General features: G+C 47.9%; 20 protein-coding genes. 18 read left to right on the top strand and 2 right to left on the bottom strand.

Annotated features, from left to right (window positions below):
- Positions 1-173 precede the first annotated feature (173 nt).
- The 8 genes from NE619_RS14590 to NE619_RS14555 all read left to right on the top strand — a co-directional run bounded on the left by NE619_RS14590 (position 174) and on the right by NE619_RS14555 (position 7,809).
- Positions 174-674 (top strand): GNAT family N-acetyltransferase, encoded by a 501-nt coding sequence (locus tag NE619_RS14590; RefSeq protein ID WP_256133185.1) that lies wholly within the window; start codon positions 174-176, stop codon positions 672-674.
- A gap of 131 nt (positions 675-805) precedes the next feature.
- On the top strand, positions 806-1,489 hold the full coding sequence (locus NE619_RS14585) for a response regulator transcription factor (protein ID WP_256133184.1): 684 nt from the start codon (positions 806-808) through the stop codon (positions 1,487-1,489).
- Between the two features lie 13 nt (positions 1,490-1,502).
- The gene (locus tag NE619_RS14580; RefSeq protein WP_256133183.1) at positions 1,503-3,485 is read left to right on the top strand and encodes a sensor histidine kinase; all 1,983 of its coding nucleotides are present in this window, start codon (positions 1,503-1,505) and stop codon (positions 3,483-3,485) included.
- A gap of 159 nt (positions 3,486-3,644) precedes the next feature.
- Positions 3,645-4,469 (top strand): esterase/lipase family protein, encoded by an 825-nt coding sequence (locus NE619_RS14575; protein ID WP_256133182.1) that lies wholly within the window; start codon positions 3,645-3,647, stop codon positions 4,467-4,469.
- A 233-nt stretch (positions 4,470-4,702) separates the two neighbouring features.
- The gene (tmk, locus tag NE619_RS14570; RefSeq protein ID WP_256133181.1) at positions 4,703-5,329 is read left to right on the top strand and encodes a dTMP kinase; all 627 of its coding nucleotides are present in this window, start codon (positions 4,703-4,705) and stop codon (positions 5,327-5,329) included.
- A complete protein-coding gene (locus tag NE619_RS14565) occupies positions 5,319-6,131 on the top strand; it encodes a hypothetical protein (protein ID WP_256133180.1) in 813 nt (270 codons plus the stop codon). The genes tmk and NE619_RS14565 overlap by 11 nt, the downstream gene beginning before the upstream one ends.
- Before the next feature lie 3 nt (positions 6,132-6,134).
- Positions 6,135-7,061 (top strand): PSP1 domain-containing protein, encoded by a 927-nt coding sequence (locus NE619_RS14560; RefSeq protein ID WP_256133179.1) that lies wholly within the window; start codon positions 6,135-6,137, stop codon positions 7,059-7,061.
- 4 nt (positions 7,062-7,065) lie between these two features.
- Positions 7,066-7,809: a tRNA1(Val) (adenine(37)-N6)-methyltransferase gene (locus tag NE619_RS14555; protein WP_256133178.1), complete on the top strand. Its 744-nt coding sequence runs from the start codon at positions 7,066-7,068 to the stop codon at positions 7,807-7,809.
- Here NE619_RS14555 and NE619_RS14550 read toward each other — a convergent pair.
- Both NE619_RS14550 and NE619_RS14545 read right to left on the bottom strand, forming a co-directional pair.
- Complete coding sequence (locus NE619_RS14550) at positions 7,802-8,329, bottom strand: spore maturation protein (RefSeq protein WP_256133177.1); 528 nt, start codon at positions 8,327-8,329, stop codon at positions 7,802-7,804. The genes NE619_RS14555 and NE619_RS14550 overlap by 8 nt on opposite strands.
- Positions 8,313-8,903 (bottom strand): nucleoside recognition domain-containing protein, encoded by a 591-nt coding sequence (locus NE619_RS14545; RefSeq protein WP_256133176.1) that lies wholly within the window; start codon positions 8,901-8,903, stop codon positions 8,313-8,315. Before NE619_RS14545 ends, NE619_RS14550 begins: the two co-directional genes overlap by 17 nt.
- Before the next feature lie 160 nt (positions 8,904-9,063).
- On the opposite strand from NE619_RS14545, the gene NE619_RS14540 reads away from it, so the two are divergent.
- The 10 genes from NE619_RS14540 to NE619_RS14495 all read left to right on the top strand — a co-directional run bounded on the left by NE619_RS14540 (position 9,064) and on the right by NE619_RS14495 (position 18,734).
- On the top strand, positions 9,064-9,399 hold the full coding sequence (locus NE619_RS14540; RefSeq protein ID WP_256133175.1) for a hypothetical protein: 336 nt from the start codon (positions 9,064-9,066) through the stop codon (positions 9,397-9,399).
- Positions 9,400-9,468: 69 nt separating this feature from the next.
- On the top strand, positions 9,469-9,711 hold the full coding sequence (locus tag NE619_RS14535) for an AbrB/MazE/SpoVT family DNA-binding domain-containing protein (RefSeq protein WP_256133174.1): 243 nt from the start codon (positions 9,469-9,471) through the stop codon (positions 9,709-9,711).
- Between the two features lie 238 nt (positions 9,712-9,949).
- Positions 9,950-11,224 carry a UDP-N-acetylglucosamine 1-carboxyvinyltransferase gene (gene murA, locus NE619_RS14530; RefSeq protein WP_256133173.1) on the top strand — a complete coding sequence of 425 codons (1,275 nt, stop codon included), beginning with the start codon at positions 9,950-9,952 and terminating at the stop codon, positions 11,222-11,224.
- A gap of 333 nt (positions 11,225-11,557) precedes the next feature.
- Complete coding sequence (locus NE619_RS14525) at positions 11,558-12,094, top strand: rubrerythrin family protein (protein ID WP_256133172.1); 537 nt, start codon at positions 11,558-11,560, stop codon at positions 12,092-12,094.
- A 151-nt stretch (positions 12,095-12,245) separates the two neighbouring features.
- A complete protein-coding gene (locus NE619_RS14520; protein WP_256133171.1) occupies positions 12,246-14,396 on the top strand; it encodes an ATP-binding protein in 2,151 nt (716 codons plus the stop codon).
- Between the two features lie 10 nt (positions 14,397-14,406).
- Positions 14,407-15,729, top strand: a complete 1,323-nt coding sequence (locus NE619_RS14515) for an ABC transporter substrate-binding protein (protein WP_256133170.1) — start codon at positions 14,407-14,409, stop codon at positions 15,727-15,729.
- Positions 15,730-15,909: 180 nt separating this feature from the next.
- Complete coding sequence (locus tag NE619_RS14510) at positions 15,910-16,119, top strand: FeoA family protein (RefSeq protein ID WP_256133169.1); 210 nt, start codon at positions 15,910-15,912, stop codon at positions 16,117-16,119.
- Between the two features lie 18 nt (positions 16,120-16,137).
- Positions 16,138-16,359 (top strand): FeoA family protein, encoded by a 222-nt coding sequence (locus NE619_RS14505; protein WP_256133168.1) that lies wholly within the window; start codon positions 16,138-16,140, stop codon positions 16,357-16,359.
- Positions 16,360-16,419: 60 nt separating this feature from the next.
- On the top strand, positions 16,420-18,567 hold the full coding sequence (gene feoB, locus NE619_RS14500) for a ferrous iron transport protein B (RefSeq protein ID WP_256133167.1): 2,148 nt from the start codon (positions 16,420-16,422) through the stop codon (positions 18,565-18,567).
- Positions 18,567-18,734 (top strand): FeoB-associated Cys-rich membrane protein, encoded by a 168-nt coding sequence (locus NE619_RS14495; RefSeq protein WP_256133166.1) that lies wholly within the window; start codon positions 18,567-18,569, stop codon positions 18,732-18,734. The genes feoB and NE619_RS14495 overlap by 1 nt, the downstream gene beginning before the upstream one ends.
- The last annotated feature ends 2 nt before the right edge of the window (positions 18,735-18,736 follow it).

Genomic DNA, 18,736 nt, shown 5'->3' with positions numbered 1-18,736 from the left:
TCCTTAGCGCTGATGATACTTGGCGGGTGACTGCCTGGGAAAGTAGGACGTTGCCAATTTAAAAGAGACAGAGATTGTGTAAACAGTCTCTGTTTTTTTCATTTTTGCATCCCGTTTTCCGTAAGAATTTATGATATAATGTAGAATATCAACAGATGATAGGGGGACAAACGATGGATAGAATAGAAAATGATTGTGGGAAGCTGCGGATCAGGCAGGCAAATGCCGGGGATGCCGCCCTGGTGGTGGCGTTTATGCAAAGGCTGGGTACCTATCAGAAGATGAGGGACAGCATAACTGCCACTGAAGAAGGAATTCGCAAGCTGTTGGAAGCCGGTTCCGGCGAGGCTCTATTTGGCGATCTGGACAATGAGACAGTTGCATTTCTCTATTATTACAATAACTCTTCGGCCTTTATCGGAGAAAAAGGTATTTACATCGATGGATTTTATGTGGATGAGAACTACAGAGGACGGGGGATCGGCAGACAGATGATGAAATACATGGCCAACCTGGCCCTTCAACGGGGTTGCAAACGCCTGGAATGGGGGTGCCTGGACTGGAACGAACCGGCACTTAGGTTCTATGGAAATATGGGAGCCAAGGGAGTGGATATCATGACAATCTACCGCTTGACTCCTGATAAAATCCAGGATTTAGCCGACTCCGAATAAAAATGCTCCGGACATTAGAAGACCGCTTTCGTCAAGCGGCCTTTTTTTCGGTATTTAAACAATTCTTAAAGGTTCACCTGATTTTATCTTAAAATTTATTATGGCATAATATCTATGGAGGTTGACAAAAGATGTATAACATATTGATATGTGACGATGAAAAAGACATTGTCTCCGCTTTAAAAATCTATCTTGCAAGTGATGATTACAATTTGTATGAGGCCTATGACGGGCCGGAAGCCCTGGAAGTCATTGAGAAAAACGATATCCATCTGATTCTCCTCGATATTATGATGCCAAAGCTGGATGGTATCCAGGTTTTGACACGTATGCGTAAGTCTTATAATATCCCTGTCATATTTCTTACCGCAAAAGGGGAGGACACGGATAAAATTCTCGGACTCAATTTGGGCGCTGACGACTACATCACAAAACCCTTCAATCCGGTGGAACTGCTGGCGAGGGTAAAGTCACAGCTGCGGCGGTATATGGAGTTGGGATCGGGAGCTAAGAAGTCCAGCGTCTTAAAGGTGGGGGACATTGAGCTGGATGATTCCGCCAAGGCAGCTTTCCTCATGGGAGAGCCGGTCAGCCTGACGCCGAAGGAATATGGAATCTTAAAACTCCTGATGGAACATCCGGGACAGGTTTTTTCTCCGAAGCAGATCTATGGGCAGGTTTGGGAAGAACATGCTTATGGCGCCGAGGGAACAGTGGCAGTTCATATCCGCCATCTCAGAGAAAAGGTGGAGGCCAATCCGGATGAGCCGCGGCACTTAAAAGTTGTTTGGGGACAGGGATATAAAATAGAATGAGGTGTGTATTGAAATGGAAAAGTTGAAAAAAAGCCTGGTGGCAAAAATTACGGCATACATCCTGCTGCTGGCATGCGTAACGATGGCTGTCTTTTCGGCCGCAGTGGTATTGTTTAATGAAGAACGGGGCTGGTATTCAAAGGATGCAGAAACCGTTGAGAAGGAAATATATCATGAGGCAGCAAACAAAGCTTCTCTCTCCCTCATAGACCAAATCTACTCGCTCAGTTCGCTCACAGAGCCGGATGCCGAAGACTACTATCCTGAAGAGTATGGCACTGGGGAATTGACGGCAGAGGAAGAGAAGGCTATTGAAGCGGAGGCGCAGGCCAAGGACAAGGCCGATGAGCTTGCCGCAATCGCGGAGCTCAAGGAAAAGGCACCGGAAAATGGGAAGGAGAACGCGGATTTTGGCTACATCGTGTCCTTTGACAATGCAAAAACGCAAGAAGCAATACTGATTTGGCAAGCGAATGCCGATCTAAAGACTACAGAGGGCGTATACAGCGAGTCCTTTTATCATGAGGGCGGTTCTGGAAGCTATAAAGTCGAAATATTTTTGAGGAGTTCGGCCGCAAATGCGGCGGTACCGGCGGAAGTTGCTTCATCGTTCAGTTCCTGCCGCAAAATGTATGAGCATCGGACTCAGGCTTTGATCGCCTGCATCCTGTGCCTGTTGGCAGCGATTGTATTCTTCATATACTTGATGGTTTCCGCAGGCTGGAAAAATGAAGAGAGGCGTTCTTGCGGAGTTGCGAAGCTGCCTTTGGATTTGATGGCAGCCGCAGGGGTCATTTTAATCTTTGCAGTGGGAATCAACATGGCCGGCGTTCTCTCCTCCGGCAGCGCAATACTGATTGCTCTGGCCGTTTTGCCCATGACAGCCGTGGTAGTGGGGTATCTGCTCCTCTTTGCGGTTGAGCTTAAGGAAGGCGTATGGTGGAAGCATACTGTTTTGAATCGGCTGCTGCATTTCTTAAACTGGATAATAAGAAAGAAAATAAATCCGCTTCTCAGGCAGCTTCCTTTGGTATGGAAAACCGGAGTGGTTCTGGCCGCGTTTCTGCTGCTCAATCTGATGGCCATAAGCGGCGGCGGACCTGCCGTGTGGCTGTTGTCAGTAATCGTGTTAAGTGTGGCGGTGTTGTATATAGCCCTGGGTTGCAAACGTCTGGCGGAAGGAGGCAAGCGCCTGGCGGAAGGCGATCTGGACTATCAGATCGATAAAAACGGCCTGCTGTGGGATCTGGCCCAACATGCGGATAACCTCAACAGCATCGGTAAGGGAATGTCCAGGGCCGTGGAAGAACGGCTGAAAAGCGAGCGGTTCAAATCAGAACTGATTACCAATGTTTCCCACGATATAAAAACGCCTTTGACATCCATCATCAATTATGTGGATTTCCTTAAAAAAGAGGAACTGGATAATGAGAAGGCCAAGGAGTACGTGGAAGTGCTGGACCGCCAGTCCGGCAGGCTGAAAAAGCTGATTGAGGACCTGGTGGATGCTTCTAAGGCTGCGACGGGGAACGTAAAATTGGATTTAGTCCCGTGTCAGGTGGGCGTGCTGATGACTCAGACTATGGGGGAATATAAGGAAAAAGCGGAGGAAAGCGATCTGAATTTCATCATGAAGCTTCCGGAAAAAGAGCTGGAAATCATGGCTGATGGCAGAAGGATGTGGAGGATCTTTGACAATCTGTTAAACAATATCTGTAAGTATTCTCAGCCGGGGACGAGAGTTTATCTCAGCTTGGAGGAGAAGGACGGAAAAGCAGTCATTACCTACAGAAACACTTCCAGATATGAGCTGAATATCAGTGAAGAAGAACTGATGGAACGCTTTGTGAGGGGTGACAGCTCCCGCCATACGGAGGGCAGCGGTCTGGGACTGTCCATCGCCCGCAATCTGGTGGAGCTGCAGGGCGGAACCTTCAATATTTTCATAGACGGTGATTTGTTTAAAGTTGTGATGAACTTTGATTTGATCGATTAGAGGATTGGCCGTGTGGTAGAACCGGGCGCTGCCTGAAAGGGCGGCGCCTTTTATGTTTAAGTTTGAAGATGGCGCAGCGAAGAGTGATTTTTTGGGCGGGTGTGTGGTATAATGTTCGCAAGGATAGGAGCGGCGTTGCCGCAGGGAGGGAGTTGGAAGGTGTTGGATGAGACTTGTGCGACGAAATATCCGATTATGCTGATACATGGAATTGGCTACAGGGACGGGAATTTTGACCGCTACTGGGGCAGGATTCCGGAATTTCTGGAAAGGCATGGGGCGAAGGTCTATTTTGGCAATCAGGATGCCTTTGGAAAGATTGAACATAATGCGGTCCAGCTGAAGGCTTCCGCAGAGAAGGTCCTTGAGGATGCGGGGGCGGAGAAGCTGAATCTGATCGCCCATTCCAAAGGCGGGCTTGAGGCCAGATTTATGATCTCCTGTCTGGATATGGCACAAAAGACCGCTTCTCTGACGACGCTTGCAACGCCTCATCGAGGCATCATTTCTATGGATCGGATACGGCAAAAGGCAGGAGCTGTCTATAAGGGGCTTCTGTCTTTATTCAATTTGATGCTGCTCTTTGACGGAGGGGAGAAAAACAGTTCTCTGAAAACCTATGAGCAGCTTACGGCAGATTATATGAAAGTCTTCAACGAAATGGTTTTGGATGCGCCGGAGGTGTATTATCAGAGTTACGCTTTTGATATGAAAAACAGCAGGAGCAATCCTGCGATGGGAATTTTCCATGGGCTGGTGAAGAGGATCGAAGGAACAAACGATGGTCTGGTAGCCGTTGATTCGGCTAAGTGGGGTGACTTTCGGGGCGTTTACTCCGGCCCCGGAAAAAAAGGCATATCCCATCCCCATGCCGTAGATTATGGGAAAAAGGCGCTGGCCAGCAAAAAAACAGGAGGCGGCGTGCTGGATATAACGGATCTTTACTGGGATATTGTGTGCAGATTAAAAGCTCTGGGATATTAATGTTGTGAAAACGACGCCAGGCATGGTATAATATCATGTATATTTTGTGCAATTTACTTTAAAGGAAGGGGGAGTAATATGGTTTTCATGACAATACTAAAAGTTATATTCGTAATATTACTTTGCGTCCCTCTTGCAGGTGTGATCATATATTTTCTGATGCGGCTGATCGATGAAGTTGTAAAGCAGAATGGAAAAAATAGCGGAACAAAGAAAAACAGGAGTCACAGAAGATGAAAAACGGCTTATTTATTACCTTGGAAGGGCCTGATGGCTCAGGAAAATCAACGCAGATAGAAAGAATTCGGACTTTTTTTCAGCAGCGGGGAGAGAAAGTGGTTCTCACAAGGGAGCCGGGAGGAACTGCCATCAGTGAAAAGATCCGAACGATTATTTTAGATAAAGAAAACCGTGAGATGGATGCCATGACCGAGGCGCTGCTTTACGCAGCTTCCCGGGCGCAGCACGTGGCACAGGTGATTCGGCCGGCCCTCGAGCGGGGCGAGCATGTGATCTGCGACCGTTTTATCGATTCCAGCATAGCCTATCAGGGGTATGGGCGCGGGCTGGGGGACTGTGTATCCATAATCAACGCCTATGCGGTCAGAGACTGTATTCCTGACATTACGTTTCTTTTGAAACTGGACCCGGGCATTGGCAAGGGAAGAATCGGACAGGAGGCGCAGGACCGGATCGAAATGGAGGCGCTGGATTTTCATAATCGGGTTTTTCACGGCTATGAAGAACTGGAGCTGCAGTTTCCGGACAGGATCGTCGGCATTGATGCCAGCGGCGATATCGAGGAGATCAGCCGGGAGATACTGGGACACATAGAAAGGCTTTTGAAAAATGAGCTTTGATCGGATTAAGGGAAATGAAAAGTTAAAAGAAAGGCTGTCGGCCGCCATCCGAAGCGGAAATATTTCTCACGCCTATATATTCGAAGGCGAAGCGATGCTGGATAAAAAGGCTTTCGCAGAGGCATTTATAAAAGCGGTTCTCTGCAAGGAGGCGCCCGGGATCGGATGTGACAGCTGTGTAATCTGCAGCAAGATCGACCACGGAAACCATGAGGATCTGATCTATGTGCAGGCGGATGGGAGCAGCATTAAGGATGAAGCGATTGAAACTCTGCAGGAGAGGCTGAAGACAAAGCCCTATGGAGAAAGGACCGCCGCTATTATCAACGATGCTGACACCATGACGCTGCGGGCACAGAACCGTCTGCTGAAAACCCTGGAGGAACCGGCGGAGGGAACGATTCTGATTCTGCTGTCGGAGAATATCGAAAACCTTACACAGACGATTTTGTCCAGATGTGTAAAGTTTCGTCTGAATTATTTCGGAGAAGAGAGCTATGAAGGCATGCTGGATAAGGCCAGAGAAGTGGCGGACATGCTGCTTGCCGGACAGCCGTTTTATAAAAGAAAAGAAGCTGTCGCCGACATTATGAAAGACAGCGGTCAGACCTATGCGTTTCTGGATGCGTTGGAGAAGGTGTACCGCGATTTCCTGATAGAAAACACGCAGGAGGGAAGATTGTATAAAAAGAGCCAGATTTACAGGAATGTGGATCTGATTGAACAAGCGAGAAGACAGATCCAAAGAGGCGTGGCAAAGAGCTATGCCCTCAAGGACTTGATGATAAAAATTGGAGGATAGAGAATGGTAAAAGTAGTAGGCGTTAAGTTTAAAACAGCCGGTAAAGTATACTATTTCGACCCGGGTGATCTGGAGGTAGAACTGGGGACGAATGTCATTGTGGAGACTGCCAGAGGAATGGAGTTTGGAACGGTCAATATGGAAGAAAAGGAAGTTCCTCCTTCTGAAATCGTTACACCGCTGAAGAAGATCATTCGGATCGCCGATGAAAAGGACCATAAAAAGCACAGAGATAACGTAAAGAAAAAAGAACGGGCTTTGCGACTGTGCCAGGAAAAGATCAACAAGCACAAGCTGGAAATGAAGCTGATCGATGTGGAATATACCTTTGACAACAGCAAGATTATCTTTTACTTTACGGCTGACGGAAGAGTTGATTTCCGGGAACTGGTAAAGGATCTTGCCGGCGTCTTCAAGATGCGGATCGAGCTGCGTCAGATCGGTGTCAGGGATGAAGCGAAAATGATGGGCGGCATCGGAACCTGCGGCCGCAGTCTGTGCTGCCATAGCTGGCTGTCTGAATTTGAACCGGTTTCCATTAAAATGGCAAAAGTGCAGAGCCTGTCGTTGAATCCCACAAAGATATCCGGTATCTGCGGAAGGCTGATGTGCTGCCTCAAATATGAAAATGACGTGTATATGGAAATGAGAAAGGGTATGCCGGATAACGGCGAGAGGATCAAAACGCCGGACGGCATGGCGGTAGTCGTGGATACCAACATCCTGGAAAACAATATCAAGACACGTTTGGTCGTTGAAGAGGGAAGTAAAGAGAAGGACCGTCAGGAAAAGCTGAGTACGGAGTTTTATAATTACAAGAAAGAAGAGATTAAGCGCCTTGGCAAGGGCAAGAAGAAAAAGAAAAACGACGATCTGGAAGAGCTGGACGGAGAGCTTCTGGCAGAGATTAAGGACCTGTTGAAGGACTAAAGGTATGCTGTATAAAGGAGAACGAATTGATGAGATCGGATTTTCCGATCTCAGGCTGATCCAGAAACCAGAGGACTTTTGTTACGGAGTAGATGCGGTGATTCTGGCCGATTTTGCTGCCAGAAAGCCGGCCCGGCGAATTGTGGATCTGGGAACCGGAACAGGTATTATCCCCCATATCCTCAGCCACAAGACGAGCGCGGAAACCATATACGGCATTGAGTATCAGGAGGATGCGTGGGCGAGAGCGGTGAGAAACGCAGAGCTGAATGGCCTTACGGAGCGGCTGTCCTTTATCCAGGCCAATGTGGCGGACTTTGACCGGCTCACGGGATGGGCGGACGCAGTGACCGCGAATCCGCCTTATATGGCGGGAAATGGAGGCCTTGTCAATGCAAACCAGGCCAAGACTATTGCCCGTCACGAAACAGTGGGAACGCTGGAGGATTTTATCGGCTGTGCCTGTCGTCTGCTGCGGGACAGGGGCGATTTTTACATGGTTCACAGGCCCAGCAGACTGGTGGATATTTTCTCGCTGTGCAGAAAATACGGGCTGGAACCAAAGGAAATGCGGCTTGTCGCACCGAGAGCGGGCCAAATTCCCAATATCGTCCTGATACACTGTGTAAAGGGCGGCGGACCGGAACTGAGACTTTTGGAAACGCTTTTTGTATATAAGGCGGAAGGTGTTTATTCCGACGAAATACAGAGAATTTATGAGAGAACAGACGAAACGCCGGTCAAATGATCTGGCAGATCAGGACCGAAGCAAAAATACCTACAATATAACCGATGAGACCTGCTGCAAAGGCGTGTCTCATTTTTTTTACGGCAGTAACGCCAAAGTACAGCGCCAGAACATAGAAGACCGTCTCGCAGCTTCCGACCATGACAGAGGCCGCTCTGCCGATCAGCGTATCGGCGCCGTTTTCCTGCATGATCCGTTCCGCCAGGACCAGGGAGCCGCTGCCCGATACGGGGCGAAGCATGATGAGCGAGATTAACTCTTTGGGAATCCCCGCCAGCTCAAAAACCGGACCCAAAATCCTTTCCAGCCATTCCATGGCTCCGGAAGCGGTGATCGCTTCGATACCGATAAAGATGGCGATGATAAAAGGCAGGATTTCCACTGCCGTAGCGATTCCATCCTTGGCCCCTTCCGCAAAGAGATCGTAAACAGCCACCTTTTTTTTCAGGCCATAGACAATGATAACCGTTATAATAACAGGAATAAAAAAGACAGAGATCGTACTAAGGACGGTGGACATCAGGATACTTCCTTTCAAAAAATTTGCATACGGCCACAGAAACGACCATGGAAATCAGCCCTGCGATGATGGAGGGAATGATAATGCTTCCTGAGTTGACAGAACCCAGATCGTTGCGGATCTTAATGATCGTGACCGGGACCAGCTGGACCATGGACATGGTCACGGCGGTAAACATACACATGGCATTGCTGGCATAGGGCGACTGCTGGTTTTCATCATCCAGCCGTTCCATCGCTTTTAGGGAAAACACCGTAGCGCTGTTGCCTGCGCCGAAAATATTTGCCACAAAGCTCATCAGCATAACGGCAATGGTCTGATCGTCTTTTTCCAGAGGAAAGAGATAATGCATCAAAGGGCGCACTTTTCGGGAAATTTTTTCAATTAGCCCGGACTTGTCGGCGATATTCATAAGTCCGCTCCATACCGCCATAATACCGATCAGGCTGATGACGAACTCCACCGCTTCGGTGCAGCTTTCCATCAGGCCGTCCGTAAAGCTGCTCAGATTTCCGCTGACGCAGGCAAATCCGATTCCAAGACAGAGCATTCCCGCCCATATATAATTCATCATGTTTTGTCACCTCAAGGTAAACTTATTCCCAAACCTTTAAAATATGAGCGAAAACGCTTTCTTAACGATTAATTAAGAAAATAGATATAAAAACTTGTTGAAACAATTTACAATTTATGTAATAATAGAGATATATTGCTTAAGGGGCGGAGGTACGAATATGGTAGTAACACTGGATTTAAAGGCACTAGGATGGGCATTGTTAATTATTGCCCTGCTGGTTTTGATTATTTTTTGTATTATATTTATGAAAAATCTTATCGCGACCATCAGGCATACTAACAAGATTTTAGAGGATACGGAACGAATATCCACTATAGCAGCTGAAAGGACAGAGCAGGTCAATGAGTCTATCAGTGATGTAGCGGAATCCCTTAGTGGAATGGCGGATGTAATTAAAGGAAATCAAAGCGTTGTTGCGGCCCTGACCTCCATCGTCAACGCGCTTGGTTCGCTGAAGAACCTGGTGAACAGAAAAAAAGACAAAGAACAGTAAGGGTGAGTTTTGTGGGACTGCGGCAGATTGGATTAAGGGCTGTGCCCTGCTGCGGAGAAAGGAGACATTATGAAAGCGACAGGTATTGTTAGGAAAGTGGATGAATTGGGCAGGATCGTACTGCCGATTGAACTGAGAAGAACTTTGGATATTGAAATCAAAGATCCAATTGAGATCTTTGTGGATGAGGATTACATTTTACTCAAGAAATATGAACCATGTTGTATCTTCTGTGGCAGTGCAAAGACGGTAAAACAGATCAAAGGAAAGAACGTATGTGAAAACTGCATCAAGGAACTGAAGGACCTGTAAACCGGTTGGCAGAACATGATTGAAAAAAGCGTTGCGTGCAATGCTTTTTTTCTTTATGCAGGAATGTTTCTGTAAAAACAAGGCAAGAATAATTAGGAAGGAAAGAGGCAATAAAAAATATGTTTTGTTCCCCTTTAGCATGAAACATTTAATGTCTCTTTCTTTTGTTTATTATCCTTGAAATAGAAGAATGAAACAGGTATACTGTAAATTAGATAAAAATGTTTGGAGGAAAGAAGTGGCAAAATTTTTGGTGCAAAAAAGTGCTCCGTTAAAAGGGGAAGTTGAGATAAGCGGAGCAAAAAATGCTGTACTTCCGATCATGGCAGCAGCCTTGCTGACTGATGAAAAGTGTACGATTATGGAAACTCCTGCCTTGCGGGACGTGGATGTCATGTGCCGGCTTCTCCGCAGTTTGGGTGCTGAGGTTAATGACAGATTGGATGAAAACATTGTTGAAATAGAAGCAAAGAACGTTGTGGAGTCTGAGGCTCCCTTTGAACTTGTGAAGAAGATGCGCGCGTCGATTCTGGTAATCGGACCTCTGCTGGCGCGGACCGGCAAAGCGGTGATTCCTCTTCCCGGAGGCTGCGCGATTGGAAAGAGACCGATCGAGCTGCACCTGAAAGGCCTGCGGGCACTGGGCGTAGAGATTAAAGAGGATGAGGGACACCAGGGGCCGCTGGAAGCCAGAGTAGACAAGCTGATGGGTAATGACGTTTATCTGGATTTCCCCAGCGTAGGGGCTACGGAGGTTATTATCATGGCTGCGGCTTTGGCGGAAGGCACCACAGTCATTGAAAATGCCGCACAGGAACCGGAGATTGTCGATTTGGCCAACTTTTTAAATAAAATGGGCGCGAGGATCAAAGGCGCGGGAACCGATACGGTTAAAATTGAAGGCGTGGAACGGCTTCATGGTGTCAGCCATCACGTAATTCCCGACCGCATCGAAGCCGGAACCTTTATGGTTGCTTCCGTTATAACGAGGGGAAATATTCTCATCAGAAATATTCTGCCGGACCATGTAAAGCCGGTGACCGCCAAGCTGAGAGAATGCGGCGCTGAGATCTACATGACCGATGAAGGCATGGTGGTAAGAGGTGACGTCAATCCAATCGTTTCTACGGATATTAAGACGCTGCCGTACCCTGGATTCCCAACGGACATGCAGTCGCCGTTCATGGCGCTTTTGGCTGTATCCAAGGGCCCCAGTGTTGTCATAGAGACTGTCTTTGAAAACCGATTCATGCATGTGGCTGAGTTTAACCGAATGGGCGCCAACATTAAGACCGACGGAAACTGTGCGATTATACCGGGCGATAAGCAGCTGCAGGGCGCACAGGTGGTAGCTACCGACCTGCGTGCAGGAGCGGCAGTCGTTCTCACCGGGTTAGTCGCAGAGGGAACCACGGAAGTTTCGGACATTTATCATATTGATCGGGGTTATGAGAGGTTTGTGGAAAAATTCAGAGGCCTGGGAGCCACGATTATTCGAATTGAAGACAACTGATCAGCAGATCGTGTATAGAACCGCACCAGTACCGTATCAACGCGCTGGTGCGGTTCATTTTTTAAAAGACAATAAAAATGAAAATTCGAAAGGTTGAGAATTCTATTCCCGAATATGATATACTATGGACATAACTGTTTGATTTGGAAAAAATACACGGATATTATAAAATAAGTGAAAACTTTTTTGAGATTTTGTTAAAAATACTATTGACTATTGGATAATAATAGTATATATTACTTATTGAGAAGAGTTACTAATAAAGAAACAGTAACCAATGAGTATGCATTTATTATAAGCTATATGACGATATGTTTATTGAGGAGGAACAAAATGAAAGATTTAAAAGGAACAAAAACACTGGAAAACTTACTGACTGCTTTTGCCGGAGAATCCCAGGCAAGGAACAAGTACACATTCTATGCTTCCAAGGCTAAAAAAGAAGGCTACGTGCAGATCGCAAAGCTCTTTGAAGAGACTGCCGGCAATGAAAAGGAACACGCTGAGCTGTGGTTCAAGCATGCGGTAGGCATCGGCACAACAGAAGAAAATCTGATCGCGGCAGCAGAAGGCGAGAACTACGAATGGACCGAAATGTATGCTGAAATGGCTAAGACTGCCAGAGAAGAAGGCTTCCCAGAGATCGCGGCTCAGATGGAAGGCGTAGCTGCCATCGAAAAAGAGCACGAAGAAAGATACAGAAAGCTGGCAGAGAACGTTAAGACTGGAAAAGTATTCGCAAAAGATGAAGAGGTTGTATGGCAGTGCTCCAACTGCGGACACCAGTTTGTCGGCAAAGAAGCTCCGGAAGTTTGCCCGGTATGCTTCCACGCAAAAGCTTACTTCCAGGTTAAGCCGGAAAACTACTAAAAATAAAAGATATAAATTATGGACAGCACGGTCAAAAGACTGTGCTGTTTTTCCGTGTACTTAAAAAACAGTTACTTTCTTGTCTGCCATTCTTTACCGTGGTATAATGATTTAAGTGCAGCGAGAATGGATGACGAAAGGAGACTTCCGCATGAAGGAAAATAAAAAACGCCTGTCAGAACGAAAATGGCCAACTTTTTTTATTGTGTGCGCGATTAGTCTAGCCATCCTGATCGGTGGATATTTATTATACCAGAACAGTATTGAAGGCGTGGTCAGCGGTACGACCAAGTCCTTTATGAATCAATTGGCTGATCATGATATTCGAAATGTAGGAAGTCAGGTTGACAGCCAGCTGAATTACCTCCGCTCCCTGGCAAAGCGGATGGGAACAATTCGAGACGAAGACCAAATGGATCTTCCCTATCTTTTAAGCGTGGAGGCTCAGGCTACGGCATTTCAGAAACTATATTTTATTACCAGGGAAGGGAAAACCTACGACAGCACGTATCTGGTTTCTTCCCTGAACAAAATGCCGTGGGCCGCTACCTATCAGGCGGCGACCGGTGACTTTGTGTCTCGTCTTGCCGTTGATAAGCGGGAGGCGTGGGGTGAATATCTGCTCTACGGTTTGCGGCTGGACACGCCGATTACTTATGGAAAAGAGCAGGTCGAAGGTATTGCCGGACTGATACCCATAGAAGAACTGGATGGACTGACAAGTCTTGAGAGCTTTGACGGTCGGGGGACAACTCTGGTGATTCAGCCCAGCGGGGAAATTATTACCGCCAGCAAATACTATGACAGCGAAACCAGTCGTAACTATTTTACGGAGCTCAAACAGGCAAAGTTTATGGGGACTGCTTCCATGAGCCAGTGTGAAGCGGCCATAGCCCAGGGGAAGAGTTTTTATGCCGAATACGTTTTTGAGGGCGTTCAATACGGTGTCATATTAAAGCCCATGGGGGATGCCACCTATAACAATGGATGGTACATGGCCGTCAAAGTTCCCTCGGAGGTTACGGCAGAAGTTACGCAGGTGTTTTTAAAGAGGTCGCTCTTTTTCTTCGCTATTTTGTGCATCGTGCTTATCATTATCATAACCTTTGTTTTGAGAACCGTGCGTGCGGCCCAGGTAGCAAAGGCTTCTGAGCAGGCGAAATCAGCGTTCCTGGCCAACATGAGCCATGAGATTCGCACGCCCCTCAATGGGATTACAGGCCTGATTTATCTGATGCGGCAGAATCTGGACAATCGGGAGAGGCAGAAAGAGTACCTGGAGAAAGCGGAGGTGTCCGCCGAGTTTCTCAAAAGCGTCATTACCGATGTGCTGGACATGTCAAAGATTGAAAGCGGCCAATTGGAGCTTTACAGCGAAAGGATGAATCTGAAAAAACTCCTTCGTGAAATTCAGATGCTGGTCGGCCCTCAGGCTGAGGCGCGCGAACAACATTTTGAGATAGACTGTGAGGGAATGGAGATCAATTGGGTCATGGGCGATGAGGTGCGGCTCAAGCAGATCATCGTCAACCTGCTGGGCAATGCATTGAAATTTACGCCTGCTGGCGGAAAGATTTCCCTTATTGTTAACCAGCGGCCCCATGAAGAGACTGCAGAGACATTTTTCAAGGTGATTGACACAGGCTGCGGGATGAGCGCGGAGTTTCTGGAGAGAATCTGGCAGCCCTTTGAACAGGAGCGAAGGATCGGTTCACAGAATGGTACCGGACTGGGTACCACACTGAGCAAGATTCTGGCAGAGGAAATGGGCGGTACCATTGGAGTGGAAAGCCGGCCGGGAGAAGGCACAACCTTCACCGTGCGGATTCCTTTCCCTGTCGCAGGACAGGAGGACACACAGGCATCATCGGAGCCGGAGGATCAGAAAACACTGGCGGGAAAACGCATTTTGGTTGTGGAGGACAACGATATCAACAGAGAGATTCTTATGGAAATCCTGGCAGGATACGAGGCAGCCGTAGAGTGCGCCGTCAACGGGCAGGAAGCGGTGGATCTTTTCACACAGAGCCAGCCCTATTGGTTTGATGTGATTTTGATGGATATTCAGATGCCGGTGCTTAACGGCTACGAGGCTACGGAGGCGATTCGGGCGCTGGAGCGGCCGGACAGCAAGGAAACGATCATCATTGCTCTGACGGCCAATGCCTTTAAAGAAGAGGCGGACCGGGCTCTCGGGTGTGGTATGAACGGCGTTGTCACCAAGCCTTTGGATGTAAATATGCTGCTGGCAAAGCTCTCTGAGCTGGATATAAAAAATGCACAAAAGCGGGAGAACAACTAGGAGGTTGCATATGAAAAAACGATTTTTAGCCCTGATAACAGCGCTGATCCTGTGCGGAGTACTGGTCGGCTGCGGTGCAAAAAAAGAACAGAAAGCAGTAACGATCCGCATTAAATGTCCGCCTATGACAATGGCTTACGACGCGGACCATCCTGATGCTGAGATCTACGATCTCTTTACGGAGGCTGCGGACAAATTCAATGCGCAGTATGAAGACGCGAAGGTGAATTTCAAAATCGAAAAGTTTCAATATGTGGATGAAAAGGAACAGGTAGTCGATAAAATCGGTACCGAAGAGGCGGCGGATATTCTCTTTGGTGGTTCCTTCAACATGCCTACTTATATTCTGGAAAATCGGCTGGCTACCTGGGATGATGTGATCGATGATGAGTTGCGCGGTGACGTCGATGATGCCATCTGGAAACAGTGCATGGTGGGAGACAAGACGTATCTCATGCCTTACTTCCAACTGCAGAATACGCTGATGGTCAACAAAACGCTGATGAAAAAGGCGGGCCTGGAAAAATACATTCCAAAGGAAGGCACGATTGCTCAGTGGTCTACCGAGGAATACAATACGATTTTGAAGGGGCTGAAAGCTTCTATGCCCGGCGGCCAGAATTTCCCCATGTTCGCCTATGCGTCCAATAACCAGGGGGATCTGCACACTATGACCTTCCTTCGGGCTTACGGCTGCGGAATCTTTGACAAGGAAGGCAACTTTGCCGTCAATACGCCGGAGGGAATCAAAGCGCTAAAGTGGCTTAAGAATCTCAATGAACAGGGAATCACGCCCAAGGGGGCGGAAAATATGGAGTTGGCAGCCAATATGGACTTATTCTATAACGGCCAGATGGCGATCTGTATGGGAAATCAGGTCAATTTGAACGACTGTCGAAACCTTTATAATTTGGATGTTTTTCTGGCCAATTTCCCCAGCCCAGACGGAAAGGGATATGCTACCAGCTACCTTAACGGCTTTACTCTTTTCGACAACGGCAACGAAGACGTGCTAAAGGCGTCGAGGGATTTTATCCGTTTCATCTATTCGGATAAGGATTTATTGAAGTACTCTCTGAGCAGCACGCCGGTTCTCAAATCATATGTAGAGGAGAACAAGGATAAAGTGTTTATGATGCAGGCCTACAGCGATAATTCCCCCAATGTGGTGGACTTTTTGAACAATACCCCCAACTGGGAGGGCGTGCGGGCTGTCTTTTATCCTAACATTCAGGAGCTCTACAGAGGCAGCAAAACGCCTAAAGAGGTTGCCGCCGGTATTGACGCCAGCTGCAATGCGGCCATAGCCGAGGGGCGCAGCGCAGCCCAGTAAAAGCAATCCTGTTGCGATTCACGGTTTCCGAAACCTGTAAAGGAAACCTGCGGCAATCGTAACAGGATTTTTTTATGGATAAAATGGAGAAACCCTATTGACAAATTTAAGAAAGAGTGGTAAGTTATAGCTAACCTAGTTAGTGAGATAAAACTAACCGAAGAAGAGGAGGTTGCTGTGATGCCTTTAACTATGATAAGAACCGGGGAATCCGGAAAGATCAGAAGGATCAGCGGAAAAGATGAAAGCCGCAGATTTCTCAATAATCTGGGATTTGTAGAGGGAGAAACCGTAACGGTGGTATCTTACCTTGCCGGTAACATGATTTTAAATGTAAAAGACACGAGAGTGGCTTTGGATAAAAGTATGGCAAAGAGAATTATTGTCTGAGAAAGGAAGAATTGAAAAATGAAAACATTGAGAGATGTGAAAGTCGGCGGCACTGCCAAGGTAGTCAAGCTTCATGGGGCCAGTGCGACCAAGCGGCGGATCATGGACATGGGAATTACCAGAGGTACGGAAATCTTTGTAAGAAAAGTCGCGCCTCTGGGAGATCCGATTGAAGTTAATGTGCGCGGTTATGAGCTTTCCCTGCGCAAGAGCGAAGCGGAAAACATCGAAATGGCGTAATTTTTTTTGACGACGAGTTAGTTTAAAATAACTGTATGATGAATTTCAGGAGGAATAAGAATGGGCTTTAAAATAGCGTTAGCGGGGAACCCCAACTGCGGAAAGACGACCATGTTCAATGATCTGACCGGAAGCAGTCAGTATGTCGGAAACTGGCCGGGTGTAACTGTGGAAAAGAAGGAAGGGAAGCTGAAAGGACAGAGGGATGTTATCATAACAGACCTTCCGGGAATCTACTCCCTGTCTCCCTATACCCTTGAGGAAGTTGTAACCAGAGACTATTTGATTAAAGAACGACCGGACGCCATTGTCAATCTGGTTGACGGAACCAATCTGGAGCGTAACCTGTATCTGACGACGCAGCTTTTGGAGCTGGGCATTCCCATGGTCATCGCGGTCAATATGATGGACCTGGTGAGAAAAAACGGGGATAAGTTCGATCTGCGAAAGCTGAAAGAAGCCTTTGGATGTGAAGTTGTGGAAACTTCGGCCTTAAAGGGAACCGGCTGCAAAGAAGCTGTAAATCTGGCGGTGGAGCTGGCGAAAAGGGGACAGAAGGCAAAGCCAAGCCATGGCTTCTCAAGAGAAGTGGAAGCTGCCCTTGACCAGCTGGGGCATCTGGTGTCAGGCGCAGCCAGTGCCGATAACAGACGCTGGTTTGAAGTGAAAGCTTTCGAACGGGATGAGAAGGTTATGGAAACGCTCAGCCTGAAAGCATCTCAGCTCAAGGAAATGGAAACCATTATCGCCAGGGTAGAAGAATCCATGGAGGATGATGCGGAAAGTATCATTACCAATGAGCGGTACGATTACATAACCCAGGTCGCTGAGCGGGCAATCAAAAGGGGTAATAAAGGCCTGACGACTTCTGATAAGATAGACCGGGTCGTAACCAACCGCTGGCTGGCGCTGCCGATTTTCGCAGCTGTCATGTTTGTGGTATACTATATTTCCGTAACGACCATCGGAACCATTGTGACGGATTTTACCAACGATACTCTCTTCGGTGAATGGATCGCGCCAACGGTGCAGGGCTGGATGGAAGGCGCCGGCGCGGCCGGGTGGCTTACAGGTTTGGTGGTAGATGGTATTATTGGCGGTGTGGGAGCCGTACTGGGCTTCGTACCGCAGATGTTCGTGCTCTTCTTCTTCCTGTCTATCCTGGAGGACTGCGGCTATATGGCAAGAGTCGCCTTTATTATGGACCGTATCTTCCGCAAGTTCGGACTGTCGGGAAAAAGCTTTATCCCCATGCTGATTTCATCAGGATGCGGTGTTCCGGGCGTTATGGCCACCAAGACCATTGAAAACGAAAAAGACAGAAGAATGACCATCATGACAACGACGTTCATTCCATGCGGCGCCAAGCTGCCGGTAATCGCACTGATCGCAGGGGCAATCATGGGAGGCGCCTGGTGGATGGCACCGGCCATGTATTTCCTGGGAATCGCGGCTGTAGTTGTTTCCGGTATTATCCTTAAAAAGACCAGAATGTTTGCGGGAGATCCGGCGCCATTTGTCATGGAACTGCCTCAGTATCACAGACCGGCGGCAAACAGCGTATTGATACATATGTGGGAAAGATGCAAAGCCTTTATCATCAAAGCAGGTACGGTTATCTTTGTAGCCTGCGGAGTGATTTGGTTCTTACAGGCCTTTGGCTGGGAAAACGGCAGCTGGGGTATGGTAGATGATATCGACAACAGTGTTCTGGCCAGCATCGGCCATGCCATTGGCTGGATCTTTGCTCCGCTGGGCTTTGCGGACTGGAAAGCATCCGTAGCCACCATCACAGGTCTGGTGGCAAAAGAAAATGTGGTGGGAACCTTCGGTGTGCTCTTCGGCGTTGCTGACGCGGCGGAAGACGATCCGGGACTGTGGGCGTCTACCATGACCATGTTCCCGTCGGCCGTGGCTGCCGTTTCCTTCCTGGTGTTCAACCTTCTGTGCGCACCGTGCTTTGCGGCCATTGGAGCGATCAAAAGGGAGATGGCCAGCGCAAAATGGACGGCCTTCGCAATTGGCTATCAGACTGTATTTGCCTATGCGATTGCCCTGATGATTTTCCAGCTGGGAAGCTTTTTCGGAGGAGCGGGCTTCACCATCGGTACCGCAGTTGCAATCGCTGTCCTGGCAGGCATGCTCTATCTGCTGCTCCGTCCGGCCAGGACTGAAACAAGAATTCAAAGGAAAGAAGTGATGGCGTAATGTTAGCGACAATACTGGTCGGGATTGTAGTAGCGGCTCTTTTCGGGCTGGCAATCCGTTCGATCGTAAAACAGCGTAAGAATGGAGGCTGCTGCGGCAGCTGCAAAGGCTGCCACGGATGTGACCTTTCTTACAACGAAGTGAAAAATCATGTAAATAGCAAATAAGT

Origin of the sequence: Anaerovorax odorimutans, from assembly GCF_024459955.1 — a bacterium.
GTDB lineage: Bacteria > Bacillota > Clostridia > Peptostreptococcales > Anaerovoracaceae > Hominibacterium > Hominibacterium odorimutans_A.
The sequence above is the reverse complement of the archived record's forward strand: the minus strand, read 5'-3'. Positions and strand labels throughout refer to the sequence as shown.

Excerpts from the sequence above, each read along its gene's own strand:
- NE619_RS14565 (WP_256133180.1), top strand. The coding sequence starts at position 5,319 with ATGAGCTTTGATCGGATTAAGGGAAATGAAAAGTTAAAAGAAAGGCTG.
- NE619_RS14555 (WP_256133178.1), top strand. The coding sequence starts at position 7,066 with ATGCTGTATAAAGGAGAACGAATTGATGAGATCGGATTTTCCGATCTC.
- feoB (WP_256133167.1), top strand. The coding sequence starts at position 16,420 with ATGGGCTTTAAAATAGCGTTAGCGGGGAACCCCAACTGCGGAAAGACG.
- NE619_RS14515 (WP_256133170.1), top strand. The coding sequence starts at position 14,407 with ATGAAAAAACGATTTTTAGCCCTGATAACAGCGCTGATCCTGTGCGGA.
- NE619_RS14520 (WP_256133171.1), top strand. The coding sequence starts at position 12,246 with ATGAAGGAAAATAAAAAACGCCTGTCAGAACGAAAATGGCCAACTTTT.
- NE619_RS14495 (WP_256133166.1), top strand. The coding sequence starts at position 18,567 with ATGTTAGCGACAATACTGGTCGGGATTGTAGTAGCGGCTCTTTTCGGG.
- NE619_RS14550 (WP_256133177.1), bottom strand. The coding sequence starts at position 8,329 with ATGTCCACCGTCCTTAGTACGATCTCTGTCTTTTTTATTCCTGTTATT.
- NE619_RS14540 (WP_256133175.1), top strand. The coding sequence starts at position 9,064 with ATGGTAGTAACACTGGATTTAAAGGCACTAGGATGGGCATTGTTAATT.
- NE619_RS14505 (WP_256133168.1), top strand. The coding sequence starts at position 16,138 with ATGAAAACATTGAGAGATGTGAAAGTCGGCGGCACTGCCAAGGTAGTC.
- NE619_RS14580 (WP_256133183.1), top strand. The coding sequence starts at position 1,503 with ATGGAAAAGTTGAAAAAAAGCCTGGTGGCAAAAATTACGGCATACATC.
- NE619_RS14545 (WP_256133176.1), bottom strand. The coding sequence starts at position 8,903 with ATGATGAATTATATATGGGCGGGAATGCTCTGTCTTGGAATCGGATTT.
- NE619_RS14585 (WP_256133184.1), top strand. The coding sequence starts at position 806 with ATGTATAACATATTGATATGTGACGATGAAAAAGACATTGTCTCCGCT.
- NE619_RS14510 (WP_256133169.1), top strand. The coding sequence starts at position 15,910 with ATGCCTTTAACTATGATAAGAACCGGGGAATCCGGAAAGATCAGAAGG.
- NE619_RS14525 (WP_256133172.1), top strand. The coding sequence starts at position 11,558 with ATGAAAGATTTAAAAGGAACAAAAACACTGGAAAACTTACTGACTGCT.
- NE619_RS14590 (WP_256133185.1), top strand. The coding sequence starts at position 174 with ATGGATAGAATAGAAAATGATTGTGGGAAGCTGCGGATCAGGCAGGCA.
- NE619_RS14560 (WP_256133179.1), top strand. The coding sequence starts at position 6,135 with ATGGTAAAAGTAGTAGGCGTTAAGTTTAAAACAGCCGGTAAAGTATAC.
- NE619_RS14535 (WP_256133174.1), top strand. The coding sequence starts at position 9,469 with ATGAAAGCGACAGGTATTGTTAGGAAAGTGGATGAATTGGGCAGGATC.
- tmk (WP_256133181.1), top strand. The coding sequence starts at position 4,703 with ATGAAAAACGGCTTATTTATTACCTTGGAAGGGCCTGATGGCTCAGGA.